We start from the raw sequence: 12,673 nt of genomic DNA, 5'->3' as shown, positions 1-12,673 counted from the left end.
TTTCTTCGGCACGACTTGTCGCCGAAGGGTCCGGAATTCGCCGCAATCGGACGCTGGCCCGTTACTCCATTCAGCCGCTTCGGACGACGAAGGTGGCGTCGCCGGAAGCCGTCACCGGACGACCGGTCGGGTCCTCACCGGAGACGGTCACCCTGCTCGTGAAGCCTTCCTTGCCGGCGATCGTCGTGCAGGTGTAGGTGATTTCCGCGTCGGGCGCGAGTTCCGGGACGCGGTGCGCGCAGGCCGGCGTGTGGTCGTCCACGACGGAGACGGCGGTGAGCGGCACGTCGCCGGTGTTCTTGACCAGAACGGAAAAGGTGACGGTGCCGCCAGGGCGGGCTTCGTACGGCGTCGCGTCCTTCATCACCGCGATCTCGGGGTGCACCACATCGACTTTTTCCTCGGTTTTCGAGTGCACCGCGCGACCGGTCGGGTCCATTCCCGTCACGTCGGCGGTGGTGGTGAAGTCGTCGTCCGGCGCTTTCCGGGTGCAGGTGTAGCTCTGGTTCGCGCCGGCGGCCAGCACGTCGAACTTCTTGGCACAGGTGCCGTCATCCACAATGGACACGCTGGTCAGCGGGACGTCGCCGGTGTTGGTCACGACGACGGTGAAGGTGACGTCGTCGCCCACGCGGACCGTTGCGGGCTTCGCTTCCTTCGCGATCTTCACGGCCGGGTGGATGACGTCGACGTCCGCGGTGTCCTTCGCGCTGACCGGCGGGCCGACCGGCGCGGTGGCCCTGGCTTCGACGGTGCTCACGACGTCGTCCTTCGGGGCCGTCGTGGTGCAGTCGTACTTCTGCGTGGCGCCCGCCTCGAGCTTGTCGAACGTCCTCGCGCAGGCCTGTTCACCGCTGACGGCGACCGCGGTCAGCGGCACGTCGCCGGTGTTGGTGACGGTGACCGTGAACGGCACGGTGTCGCCTTCGCGGAAGGGCCCCTTGGTCTCGTGCACGATCGAAAGCCCCGGGTGCAGGACGGTGTAGGACGCGTTGCCGGTGGCGCTGACCTGGCGTTTCGTCGGATCGGTGCCCGTGGCGGTCGCCGAGGTCGCGAAATTGTCGGTACCCGCGGTTACCGTGCATGTGTGGCGCGTGACAGCGCCGGAAGGGAGGGTGCCGATGGTCCGAGCGCACGCCGGGGTGCGGCTGTCCGCGAGGGACACGTCGGTCAGCGGGACGTCCCCGGTGTTCGCGACGACGAGGGTGAACGTGACGGTGTCGCCTTGCCGGACCCGCGCGGGCGCGGCGTCGTCCGTGACGGTGACCGCCGGGTGGATGACATCGACCGGTACCCCGGCGGCCGCGGTCACCGGACGGTTCGTGGCGTCGGTGCCGATGACCTCCGCGGTGGCGGTGAAGTCGGCGTCCCCGGCGGCTTGGGTGCACGTGTAGGTCTGCTTCGCCAGCGGTTCCAGCCGGCCCAGGGTTTTGGCGCAGCCCGGCGCTTGCTTGTCGGCTACGGAAACGTCGCGGAGCGGGCTGTCGCCGGTGTTGGTGACGGTGATCGTCGAGGTGACGGTGTCACCTTGGCGGACAGTCGTCGGATCGGCGGACCTGCTGATCGCGACGGCCGGGTGGATGACATCCACCGCGGACTCGGCGTCAGCGGTCACGACGGACCCGACCGGCGGCGTGCCGGTGACGTGAACGGCGGCGGCGAAGTCGTCGCCCGGGGCGGTGAGGGTGCAGCCGAAGTCCCGGGAGGCGCCGGGATCGAGAGTGCCGTCGAGGACCTGGGCGCACCCGGTGGCGCGCGCCTGCGGACCGGTGGTTCGCGCCGTGGGCGGAGTGCCCGCGGCTTGGCTGTCGGCGCCCGCGACCTGTTCGCCGGCGTGCGGCACGCCGACGGCCACCGGCTCGCGAGAGACGTGGCCCGCCGGCCCCTGGCCCGTGTCCTGCCGGGCGGGCGAGTCCGTGACTCGCAACGCGGTCAGGGGCACGTCGCCGGTGTTGCGGACCGTGATGCGCAGCGGCACCGCGTCGCCCTCGCGGAACGGGCCGCCCGTCACCTCGGCCGTGATCGCCACGGCCGGGTGCTGGACGGCGAACGCGGCCTCGGCGGTGGCCGTCACCGGGCGGGCCGTCGGGTCCGTGCCCGTCACCGCCGGCTTGTTCGTGAGGCCGGCCGGGCCCGCGATCGTCGTGCACGTGTACGCCGAAGTCGCCCGCGGCTGGAGCGTTCCGAGCGGCTTCGCGCAGCCCGCGACCTGGTCGTCCGCGACCTTCACGTCGGTGAGCGGCACGTCGCCGGTGTTGGTGGTGGTGATCGTCCACGTCACCGTGTCGCCTTCGCGGACCGCGGCGGGCGAAGCCTGCGCGGCGAGCGCGACGGCCGGGTGGATGACGTCCACCACGGCGTCGCCGGTGACCTTCACCGTGCGGCCGAGCTCGTCCTTCCCCGACGCGGCGGCCGTGTTGGTGAAGTCGTCCGGCGGGGCCGGCGTGGTGCAGGTGTACGTCTGCCTGGCCCGCGGCGGCAACGCGCCGATCGTCTTCGCGCACGCCGGAGTGCGGTCGTCGGTGACGGCGACCTCCGTCAGCGGCGCGTCGCCGGCGTTGGCGACCGTGATCGTGAACGTGATCGGGTCGCCGGGCCGCACGACGCCCGGCGAGGCGTTCTTCGTGAGCGTCAGCGCCGGCGTGATCACGGTGACGGTCGCCGACGCGGTGGCGGTCACCGGCCGGCCCGAGAGGTCGGTGCCGGTGGCGGTCACGTGCGACGTCGTCGTCGCGGACGGGTTCGCCGTGCACGTGTACGTCTGCGTCGCGCCCGCGGCCAGGCTGTCGAACGCGCGCGAGCACGACGTCGTCGTGTCGTCGGTGACCTTCACCTGCGCGAGCGGGCTGTCACCCGTGTTCTTGACCGACACGGAGAACGTGACGGCCTCGCCCGCGTGGACCACCGGCGGGGCCGCGGTCTTGGTGACCGCGACGGCGGGCGCGATCGTCGGCGCGGGTGCGTCGGCGGTGGCCGTGACCTGCTTGCCGAGCTCGTCGGTGCCGGTGGCGGTCGCGGTGTTGACGCCGTCGGCGATCGGCGCCTTCGCCGTGCACGTCGTCGTGCGGCTTTCGCCGGGCGCGAGCGCTCCGGCGAGCGTGCACGAAGGGACCTTGACGTCGGCGACCGCCAGGCCGGAAAGCCCGGTGTCGCCGGTGTTCGTGACCTTGACCGTGAAGGTCGCGGTGTCCCCGGCGCGGTAGGCGGGCTTGTCGGCCGTCTTCGTCAGGCCCAGTGCCGGGTGCAGGACGTCGACGTGGGCGGACGCGGCGCCGTCGAGTGCGTCGCCGAGTGCGGTCGTGCCGGTCGCCTTCGCGGTGTTCGTGAAGTCGTCGGCCGGTGCCGGGCCGGTGCAGTCGTAAGTGACGGTCTGGCCCGGCGCGAGCGTGCCGAGTGGCTTGGCGCAGGCCGGGACGACCTGGTCGGCGACCTGCACGCCGGACGCGGGGAGGCCGCCCGGGTTCGTCACGGCGACGGCGAACGTCACCGGGTCGCCGGCGTGCGCCTTCGGCTGTTTCGCGTGCATCGCGACGTGGAGTTCGGGCACCGGCACCGAGAACGCCATGTTCTGCGCGAGGTAGGTGTCGCCGCTGGTGACGAAGCCGAGCTTCGCGCTCGTCGCGCCCGCCGGGATGGTGTCGACGTCGAACGCCTTCGCGTCCACGCTGAAGTTGTTCTTCACCCCCGGCGCGGCGGCGTTGTCGGCGTTGGAGATGAAGAAGTTCGACGTCCCGCCGGTCGCGGGCTCGGCCGCCGGGGTTCCGTCGACGAGGAACTGGTCGCCGGACTCGCCCCAGTCGCCGTCGTACGCGGTGACGCCGATGTGCGCGTCGGCGGCCGCGGCGCGGAAGCCGGTGATCGTCGTCTCGGTGGGGGCGCCGGGCGTCTGCCGGACGTGCCCGTCGTAGACGACGACCTTGCGCTTGTTCGGCGCGAAGTCCGGATTGCGCTCCGGGTAGGCGTAGACCAGCGAAACCGACCAGCCGCCGACGCAGCCGAAACCCTTGGGGGCCCACACGTTGCCGACCGTGAGGTCGAGCGCGGACTCGGTCGGCGCGCCGGCGAACTGGGCGGTCACGTCGGCGTTGGCCGAGTAGTACTGGCCCGGTTCTTCGCTGAAGTTCGCGGGGGCGACATCGACGGGCTTCGCGCTGCCGACCGAAAGCCGGACCTTCTGCGCGGCGGGTGTCCCCGGCGGCGGGACCGCGGGCACGCCTTCGCGGAGACCGCACGTCGTCCCGGTCGTGTTTCCGGCCCAGTTCAGGCGGGCGAACGCGATGCGGGCGCCGGGCGGGATGCGCACCGACGCGCTGGCCGAGTCGAACGTGCCGGGGTCGGCGTCGACGTCGGCCCACTGCATGAAGAAGTCGTCGTTGGCCAGCGTGTCCTTGCGGTCCGCGGTGTTCGCGCACGCCGCCGGCGTGGCGACGGCCCCGGACACGGGCGCGTCGTCGGCGGCGACCGGGCAGCGCAGGACGCCGTTGCCCGCGTACAGGAAGTCTCCGTAGACGACGTCGTCGTAGCCGACCGAGAACGGCGGGGCGTCGGCCGCACCCGCCGACGGCGTCAGCACCGAGGCCAGGAAAACCAGTGCCAGCACGAGAATCACGCGAAGCGGTCTTGCGGGCAACGGCACTCCTCGCCACCTCCGGGGCCGAGACGACCTTGGGAGCCTGGCACGGGAACGGGCTCGGCGCCCCGAATCTCACCCGTCCGTGGCGCCGGTCAGCTTGGCCGTCGACTCGTGGGTGAGGGCCGTGGCCGCTTCGACGAACCCGATCACCGTGCGCAGTTCGTCGTCGGTGTAGCGGTCGCACAGCTCGTGCATGCCCTTGACCAGGTGGTCCCACAGGTGCACGCCGCTTTCGATGGCCTTCCGGTCCAGCGCGATGAGGACGCGGCGCCGGTCGTCGGGGTGCGGCTCCCGGTTGACGATGCCCTTGCGCTCGAGCCGGTCGATCATCGCCGTCACCGAGGCGGGCGCCAGCCCGGACAGCCGCACCAGGTCCTTCGGCGTCTGCGGCCCGAAGCGCGCGAGGTAGTCCAGGACCTTGGTGTCGACCGCCGACAGCCCGCGCGTCGCGGCGATCGCGGTGTGGAACATGACCGTCTCGGTCGACAGCTCCCGGGACCTGAACAGGACGTCTTCGACCAGTTGTGCGCGCTCGCTTGACACGGGGACCAGCTTAGCCCACTCTTTAGTTCGACAGAACGAATTAGTTCCTAAGATATTTGAGGGGACGAACGAGATGACCAAGGCGCTGATCATCGGGGGCGGCATCGCGGGCACGATCACGGCCATCGCGCTGCACGAGGCCGGCCACGAGCCGGTGCTGTTCGAGGCCTACGACCGGGGAGCCGAGGGCGTCGGCGCGTTCCTCACCCTGGCCGTGAACGGCCTGGACGCGCTGCTGCCGCTGGGCCTGAAGGACGTCGTCAAGGGCGTGGGCTTCGACTCGCCGCGCATGGCGATCGGGCTCGGCAACGGCACGAAACTGGCCGAGTTCCCCCTCGGCGGGACACTGCCGGACGGGACCGTCAGCCAGACCGTCCTGCGCTCGGATCTCTACGTCGCCCTGCGCGACGAGGCGACGCGGCGCGGAATCCGCGCCGGGTACGGCAAACGCCTGATCGGCGCGAGCCAGACGGCTTCGCAGGTCAGAGCGGAGTTTTCGGACGGCTCTCACGAGACCGGCGACCTGCTGGTCGGCGCCGACGGCCTGCGTTCGCGCGTCCGCACGATCCTCGACCCGGACGCGCCGGCGCCGCGGTACGTGCCGCTGCTCAACACCGGCGGGTTCGCCGAAGGCCTGTCGCTGCCGGACGAGCCGGGCGTGCTGAACATGGTCTTCGGCAAGCGCGTGTTCTTCTGCCACGTCGTGAGCCCGGTGGACGGCCGCGTCTGGTGGTTCGCGAACCCGGCGCGCCGGACCGAGCCGACCGCGTCCGAGCTGGCGACGCTGGCCGGCGAGAAGCTGCGGGCCGAACTGCTGCACCTGGTGGCGCCCGACCGGACGCCCGCCACCGAGGTCATCCGCGCGACCCGCGAGATCTACCCGGCCTGGCCGACGTACGACTTCCCGACGGTCCCGGTCTGGCACCGCGGCCGCATGGTGCTCATCGGCGACGCGGCCCACGCGACGTCGCCGGCGGCGGGCCAGGGCGCGTCGATGGCCATCGAAGACGCCGTCACACTGGGGAAGTGCCTGCGTGACGTACCCGAGGTCGAGCGGGCACTGGCCACCTACGAGGGGCTTCGGCGCGAGCGCGTCGAAGCCGTGGTCGCGGCGGGCAAGCGCAACGGCGAGCAGAAGGTGATCGGCCCGGTCGGGCGCGTCGTCCGCGACTTCTTCATCAAGCGGGCGTTCGCGAAGCCGTTCGACGAGGACCCGAACGCCTTCATGTGGAACCACCACATCGACTGGGACGAGAAGATCCCCGCCTAGCGCCAGGTGTCGACGCGGTGGAAGTTCTTGTACGCCCGGCTCGGGGTCGGGCCGCGCTGCCCCTGGTAGCGGGACCCGGCCTCGCTCGAGCCGTAGGGGAACTCGGCCGCGCTGGAGAGCCGGAAGATGCACAGCTGGCCGATCTTCATGCCCGGCCAGAGCGTGATCGGCAGGTTGGCGACGTTCGACAGCTCGAGCGTGATGTGCCCGGAGAAGCCCGGGTCGATGAAGCCGGCGGTCGAGTGCGTGAGCAGCCCGAGCCTGCCGAGCGACGACTTGCCCTCGAGCCGGCCGGCGAGGTCGTCGGCGAGGGTGACGAGCTCGAACGTCGAGCCGAGGACGAACTCGCCGGGGTGCAGCACGAAGGGCTCGTCGCCCTCCTTCTCGACCAGCGAGGTCAGCTCGTCCTGCTGCAGCTGCGGGTCGATGTGGGTGTACTTGCTGTTGTCGAAGACCCGGAAGAACCGGTCGAGCCGGACGTCGATGCTGGACGGCTGGACCATGGCGGGGTCGAAGGGGTCGATGCCGAGCCGGCCGGCGTCGAGCTCTTTGCGGAGGTCACGGTCACTGAGCAGCACCGGGGAAGCCTATCCGGTGGGTTCAGGCGGCCCGCATGTGCTGCGCGTACGTGGTGTCGGGCGCGAAGATCTTCTCGAGCCGCTTCACGTACCCGCGGCGCCCGGCCTCGCCGATCCGTTCCTGCAGCAGAGTCGCGCCGGGGATGAACCGCCGCACGGTCTCGGCCGCGAAGTTGACGCCCGCGACGCCGACGATCACCGCCTGCGCGACCGGGTCGTTCGGCAGGCCGAGGAAGTCGGCGTTGGTCTTCCCGAGCACGAGCCGGCTGATCGAGGAGTGCACGGCGACGGAGACGTGGGAGAGCACCTTCCCGACGGCGCCGCGCCCCTCGCCGACGGCGGCGTTGGCCTCGATCAGGGCCTTGGCGAGCCGCTTCGAGTCGTCGTCGGGGATGAACTCGGTGGCGGCGAGCAGCCAGAGGAGGCGCCAGGCGTCCTCTTGACCGGTGGGCAGCAGTTCGTCGTCGACGCCCATGAGCCAGCCGACGTAGCGCCAGAGGTGCAGGATGTCGCCGCGTTCGCGGGCGGAATAGCGGAGGCCGAGCAGCTGCGTGCCGAAGACGTAGACGAGCGAGAAGAGCAGGAGCGTGCCGGCGGTCTGCACCTGGTTGACGGGCCGGTCCCAGGCCGCGTAGTCCCAGTCGTCCCGCCGGTTCATCGCGGCGCGCACGTGGGCGTGCACGAGCCGGATCCGCAGCGCGGAGGCGTAGCCCTTCTCGCCGTGCTTGAGCGCACCGGGCGTGGTGACGTCGATCCACCAGGCGGCGGTCTCGACGAGCCGCCGGGCCGCCTTGTGCTCGATCTCACCGGTCCCGACCAGCGCTTTCGTGGCCCGGGACGCGAGGTAGCCGCCCATCAGCGACATGTCCCCAAGGGGGAAGAGCCCCAGCAGCCCGGCCCGCGTGATGGCTTTGGCGCCCCGCTCGATCCGCTCGTCGTCGACCCAGTACGGCTTCGCATCGACTTGGTCGAAGAAGGCCTTGAGCGGCCCTTCGGCGGCAGTGCCGTTCCTCAGAGCATCTTCGAAGAGCTCTCGGCCGCGGCCCGTGGGCTGCCCCGCCATCCAGGCGACGACGTCGTCGGCGAGCCGGTCCTCGACCTGCGCGAACTCCCGCAGCCGCGCGACCTGCCGCTCGTCACCCCGGATGTCGCCCTCGATGAACAGCCGTTGGGCCAGCCGGAACCCGCCCTGGCGGAACAGTTCGGGCTCGTCCATGGCACTCACCTCCGAGGTCGACAACAAGTGTTGTCACTTCAAGCGCGCACGTCAAGGAGGGAGGGGTCTGGACAGGGGGATCACGGCGCCGTGTATGCTTGCGACGCACTGCGGATGTAGTTCAATGGTAGAACATCAGCTTCCCAAGCTGAATACGCGGGTTCGATTCCCGTCATCCGCTCTGGAACGAAAGCCCCGGACGTGAAGTCCGGGGCTTTCGCATTTCTTTTCAGGCCCAGAAATTGTCGTCGGCGGCTTCGTCGCTCGAGACGTCCGTCAGTTCCGTCGCCTGGCCGTCGCGGATGCGGAAGACCAGGGCGTGGCGCGTGTCGAGCTGCTTTCCCGCGCGGGTGCCCGTCGAACGGTAGACCGTGACGACTTCCTCGTCGTTCGCGTAGACCTCCTCCAGCTCCACCTTCAGCGTTCCGCCGCTTCGCTCGGCCAGTTGCCCGTACATGGCGAGGATCGCGTCGCGGCCCTTGTGGTCGCCGGAGAACACGTTGTGCCCCGGCATGTGCTGGACAGCGTCCGGCGCGAGGATTTCCGACAGCGTCGCGACGTCGCCCGTGGAAAACGCCGCGTAGCCGCGACGGATGAGTGTGGCGTTCTGGTGTTCGGCCATGGGTGGCCTCCTCGGATAGGACGTCCGTTCATGGAACGCGCCCGTCCGGACGACGGTCAAGCCGCGGTTTTTCACTGAGCGGTAAGGAAAACACCCACAACAGGAATCGTCTACTGTGGACTCAACCGGCGACGCAGGTGCGCCGCGTGGGCGGCCGGGAGCCCGGTTTCCACCGCGCGCTCCAACGCCTCGGACGCCGACGGGGAACCCAGGCGGTGCAACAACTCCGCCCGCGACGCGTGCCACCACGGGTAGTCGTCCAAGTCCGGCAGCGCGTCCACCAACGCCAATGCCGCCGCCGGGCCGTCCCGTTCCGCCACCGCCGCCGCGCGGTTCACCCTGACCACCGGGGTGTCCTGGACCGACAACAGCACGTCGTACCAGGAAATCACCGCGTCCCAGTTCGTTTCCGCATAGGACGGCGCCAAATCGTGGCAAGCCGCGATCGCCGCCTGGACCACGTACGGGTTCGGCACCGAAGGTGTTCGGCGCAACCCCACGCCGACCAGCTCGACGCCCTCCTTGATCAGCGCGAAGTCCCACGCCGAACGGTCCTGGTCGGCCAGCAGCACCGGCACCCCCGACGAGAACCGGGCCGCGCGACGGGCGTCCTGCAGCAGCACCAGCGCCAGCAGGCCCAAGGCCGTGGGCTCGTCGGGCATCAGCGAAACCAGCAGACGCGCCAGCCGGACCGCTTCCGCGAGCAGGGCCTCGCGGCCCGTGTAGCCCTCGTTGAAGATCAGGTACACCGTCGCCGCCACGCCGGCCAGCCGGGACGGCAGTTCTTCGGCGGGAGGCACCCGGTACGGGATCCGCGCCTGGGCGATCTTCTGCTTCGCCCGGGTCAGCCGCTTCGCCATCGTCGCTTCGGGGACCAGCAGGCCGCGCGCGACCTCCGCGGTCGACAACCCGCCCAACGTCCTGAGCGCCAGCGCCACCTGGGCGTCCAGGGACAACGCCGGGTGGCAGCACGTGAAGACCAGGCGCAGCAGGTCGTCGCGGACGGAAACCGGGTCCGGGAACGGGTCGACGGCCGGCATCGCGTCCGCCTCCTTCCCGAGCCGCTTCGCTTCACGGCGGACGACGTCCACCGCGCGCCGGCGGGCCGCCACCAGGAGCCAGCCGCGGGGGTTGCCCGGGACGCCGTCGCGCGGCCACGTCTCCAGCGCGCGCACGACGGCGTCCTGGACCGCGTCCTCGGCCAGGTCGACGCTGCCGGTGACGCGGACCAGCGTGGCCAGTACCCGGGTGCCCTCCTCCCGGACCAGCCGCGCGACCGCGTCCCCGGCGTCGGTCACTGGCCGAAGTCGACGACCGGCCGGACCTCGATCGCGCCGTCCCAGGCACCCGGGATGCGCGAGGCGACCTTGACGGCTTCGTCGAGGTCGGCGCACTCGAGGAGGTAGAAGCCGGTCAGGGCTTCCTTCGTCTCCGCGTACGGGCCGTCGCTGGTGACGACGTCGCCGCCCTTGCCGCCGGTGACGCGGACCGTCGTCGCGGTGGCCGTCGGGTACAGGGCCGCGCCGCCGCGGATCACGGCCTGCGCGCCGTCGTGGAACTCGTTGTAGTCCTTCATCATGTCGACGGCCTCGGGCTTGGTCGGGTCGACGTCGGAGGCGTAGATGATCGCGGCGTACTGGGGCATGGCTGCTCCTCACAGGTCCTGACCGGCGCCGATCGCCGGCTATCACTGTAAGGACGAACGGGCGAAGGCGCGGCTGGACACTTGCCGCGGAGAAAGTTTCCCGGGCGGGGTGGCGGGCATGGGCCTGCCGCTCGACCACCTGCCGATCCGGCTCTAGCCTTCGACGAGCTCCCACTCGGCGTCCGGCGTCGCACGGTCGTACACCTGGCCCGGGGCGGCCTTCAGCACGCTGCGGACGTCCGGGTACAGGTTCGCGACGTGCTCCAGCTCCAGGCCCTCGACCTCGAAGTCCTCCGCTTCGGGGACCTCGAAGCCGACGAACAGCCAGGTGCCGTCCTGTTCGCGGACGACCTGGCGGACCGCGCGCACCGGCTGCTGGGGGCCGGTCGGGATCTCCGTCAGGCCGCTGCTGATCTGCGCCTCGTCGTCCGGGGAGCCTTCGAACTCCCAGGCGGCGCGGCGCTGGGTGAGCAGCCGGATGTCCTCGTCCTCGTCGTCGGAGCCGGTCACCGACGAGAGCAGCCACGTGCGGTGCTCCGGGTCCCAGTCGGCGGCCATGCCCGTCGGCAGGCCGGCCAGCGCGGCCAGCTGCGGCAGCAGCTCGACGGCTTCGCGCAGCGACATCTTCCGGAAGCTCTCGCGGTTGACCAGCACGTCGTCGGACAGCTCGGTGCCGTCGCTGATGAACCAGTCGTCCTCGTCGTCCAGCACGACGAAGCCCAGTGCGTCCGGGTCGTTCACCAGGGCCAGCGCGATGATGACCGGCCCTTCCGGGTCCTGGCGCAGCGGCCATTCGGTCGACATGCGCCATATCCCACCATCGCCGCGGCGCGCGCCGGGAGCCGGGGTCACCCGTTCGGTTAATTCATCAATCGTTGATATCATCGGGCCCATGGTGCTTCCGAAGGGACTCGCCCGCTTCAACCGCGTGGCGACCAACCGGGTCAACAAGTACGTCGTCAACTGGGCCCCCGGGTTCGGCATGCTCGTCCACAAAGGACGGAAGTCCGGCAAGGAGTACCGGACGCCGCTCAACGTCTTCCGCACGGAAGACGGCTTCGTCGTCGCCCTGACCTACGGGCCCGACACCGACTGGGTGAAGAACGTGCTGGCCGCCGGGAGCTGCACGGTCATCACCCAGCGGAAGAATTACCGCGTGCATTCCCCCGAACTTGTGCATGATGAGACACGCCGAGCCATGCCGACACCCGTGCGGCAGTTCCTCGGCCTGCTGAACGTCCAGGACTTCCTGCTGCTCAAGCGGGACTAGGGGGAGAAATGCTGCTCGAGGGGGAGCTCGTCCGGCTGCGCGCGCTCGAACCGGAGGACGCCGAACGCATCCACGGCTTCGTGACCGACCCGGAGGTCGGCCGCTGGATGGAGAACGGCCACCCGCTCTCGCTCGCCCAGGTGCGCAAGCGCTGCGAAGAGCGCGCGGTCAACACCTACGAGAAGGTCGTCCTCGGCATCGAGGCCAAGGCCGAGCGGAAGCTCATCGGCATCGTCGACCTGCGCGACGCCGAGCCCGAGGTCGGCGAGGCCTACCTGGACATCTACGTCGGCGACGCCGAATACCGCGGCGGCGGCGGGTACGGCACCGAAGCGCTGCGCCTGATGTGCCGCTACGGGTTCGACAACATGCGCCTGCACCAGATCTCGCTGTGGGTCGTCGCCGAGAACGAGGTCGCCCGGCACGTCTACCGGAAGGTCGGGTTCGTCGAAGAGGGCCGGCACCGCGAGTCGTTCGTCGGCCTCGACGGGCAGCGCCACGACATGATCCTGATGAGCATGCTCAAGGGCGAGCTCACCTGGTGAGCCGGGGCGGTGCCTTCAGCCGCCACGCCTCTTCGAGCAGCTCACGCAGCTGATCGACGTCGACCTGCTCGAGGTCGACGATGATCGAGCCGTGGCCGTCGTAGTGCGGTGTCGTGAAGAAGGCCGCGTCGCCGGACTCCAGCAACGCGGCCTTCTCGTCGAGCCCGCACATCACGACCAGGCCGCCTTCGGCCTCGGTGCGCAGCCGCGCGAACCCCTTGCCCGCGACTTTCAGCGCGGGGGTGCGATACCACGTCGCCGCCTCGACCTCGGGCAGTGCCGAGGCCAGGCGGACGACGTCTTCCCAGGTCGTCATGGGTCCATTGTCGACCCGGTGGCTTGCAAAAACGG

Annotated in this window: 12 protein-coding genes and 1 tRNA gene; 4 read left to right on the top strand and 9 right to left on the bottom strand. The window is 70.5% G+C overall.

Annotated elements, in window-relative coordinates; genetic code table 11:
* Window positions 1-70: 70 nt before the first annotated feature.
* Both ACYVLJ_RS10440 and ACYVLJ_RS10435 read right to left on the bottom strand, forming a co-directional pair.
* Window positions 71-4,600 (bottom strand): DUF7507 domain-containing protein, encoded by a 4,530-nt coding sequence (locus ACYVLJ_RS10440; protein ID WP_460438454.1) that lies wholly within the window; start codon window positions 4,598-4,600, stop codon window positions 71-73.
* 105 nt (window positions 4,601-4,705) lie between these two features.
* Window positions 4,706-5,176, bottom strand: a complete 471-nt coding sequence (locus ACYVLJ_RS10435) for a MarR family transcriptional regulator (RefSeq protein ID WP_451970057.1) — start codon at window positions 5,174-5,176, stop codon at window positions 4,706-4,708.
* A 73-nt stretch (window positions 5,177-5,249) separates the two neighbouring features.
* Here ACYVLJ_RS10435 and ACYVLJ_RS10430 point away from each other — a divergent pair, with 73 nt between their 5' ends.
* Window positions 5,250-6,446, top strand: a complete 1,197-nt coding sequence (locus ACYVLJ_RS10430; RefSeq protein ID WP_460438453.1) for an FAD-dependent oxidoreductase — start codon at window positions 5,250-5,252, stop codon at window positions 6,444-6,446.
* Here ACYVLJ_RS10430 and dcd read toward each other — a convergent pair.
* Window positions 6,443-7,024 (bottom strand): dCTP deaminase, encoded by a 582-nt coding sequence (gene dcd, locus ACYVLJ_RS10425; protein ID WP_460438452.1) that lies wholly within the window; start codon window positions 7,022-7,024, stop codon window positions 6,443-6,445. The two genes, ACYVLJ_RS10430 and dcd, sit on opposite strands and share 4 nt — an antisense overlap.
* A 22-nt stretch (window positions 7,025-7,046) precedes the next feature.
* Window positions 7,047-8,240 carry an oxygenase MpaB family protein gene (locus ACYVLJ_RS10420; RefSeq protein WP_460438451.1) on the bottom strand — a complete coding sequence of 398 codons (1,194 nt, stop codon included), beginning with the start codon at window positions 8,238-8,240 and terminating at the stop codon, window positions 7,047-7,049.
* A gap of 110 nt (window positions 8,241-8,350) precedes the next feature.
* Between ACYVLJ_RS10420 and ACYVLJ_RS10415 the strand changes: the two genes are divergently transcribed.
* Window positions 8,351-8,421 (top strand) — tRNA-Gly (locus ACYVLJ_RS10415).
* A 48-nt stretch (window positions 8,422-8,469) separates the two neighbouring features.
* Here ACYVLJ_RS10415 and ACYVLJ_RS10410 read toward each other — a convergent pair.
* The 4 genes from ACYVLJ_RS10410 to ACYVLJ_RS10395 form a co-directional block, all read right to left on the bottom strand.
* The gene (locus ACYVLJ_RS10410) at window positions 8,470-8,862 is read right to left on the bottom strand and encodes a nuclear transport factor 2 family protein (RefSeq protein ID WP_451970363.1); all 393 of its coding nucleotides are present in this window, start codon (window positions 8,860-8,862) and stop codon (window positions 8,470-8,472) included.
* 110 nt (window positions 8,863-8,972) lie between these two features.
* A complete protein-coding gene (locus tag ACYVLJ_RS10405) occupies window positions 8,973-10,160 on the bottom strand; it encodes an RNA polymerase sigma factor (RefSeq protein WP_460438450.1) in 1,188 nt (395 codons plus the stop codon).
* The gene (locus ACYVLJ_RS10400; RefSeq protein WP_451970368.1) at window positions 10,157-10,507 is read right to left on the bottom strand and encodes a YciI family protein; all 351 of its coding nucleotides are present in this window, start codon (window positions 10,505-10,507) and stop codon (window positions 10,157-10,159) included. The genes ACYVLJ_RS10405 and ACYVLJ_RS10400 overlap by 4 nt, the downstream gene beginning before the upstream one ends.
* Window positions 10,508-10,660: 153 nt before the next feature.
* Window positions 10,661-11,311: a hypothetical protein gene (locus ACYVLJ_RS10395; protein WP_451970371.1), complete on the bottom strand. Its 651-nt coding sequence runs from the start codon at window positions 11,309-11,311 to the stop codon at window positions 10,661-10,663.
* 88 nt (window positions 11,312-11,399) lie between these two features.
* Between ACYVLJ_RS10395 and ACYVLJ_RS10390 the strand changes: the two genes are divergently transcribed.
* Both ACYVLJ_RS10390 and ACYVLJ_RS10385 read left to right on the top strand, forming a co-directional pair.
* Window positions 11,400-11,777 carry a PNPOx family protein gene (locus tag ACYVLJ_RS10390; RefSeq protein ID WP_460438449.1) on the top strand — a complete coding sequence of 126 codons (378 nt, stop codon included), beginning with the start codon at window positions 11,400-11,402 and terminating at the stop codon, window positions 11,775-11,777.
* An 8-nt stretch (window positions 11,778-11,785) separates the two neighbouring features.
* Complete coding sequence (locus ACYVLJ_RS10385) at window positions 11,786-12,322, top strand: GNAT family N-acetyltransferase (RefSeq protein ID WP_451970377.1); 537 nt, start codon at window positions 11,786-11,788, stop codon at window positions 12,320-12,322.
* On the opposite strand, the gene ACYVLJ_RS10380 is transcribed toward ACYVLJ_RS10385, so the two are convergent.
* Entirely contained in the window at window positions 12,312-12,638 is a 327-nt protein-coding gene (locus tag ACYVLJ_RS10380; protein WP_460438448.1) for an MmcQ/YjbR family DNA-binding protein, read from the bottom strand. The two genes, ACYVLJ_RS10385 and ACYVLJ_RS10380, sit on opposite strands and share 11 nt — an antisense overlap.
* Window positions 12,639-12,673: the final 35 nt, after the last annotated feature.

Source organism: Amycolatopsis stemonae (assembly GCF_054781455.1).
Note: the sequence above shows the minus strand (reverse complement) of the source record. Positions and strands in the feature narration are given on the sequence as shown.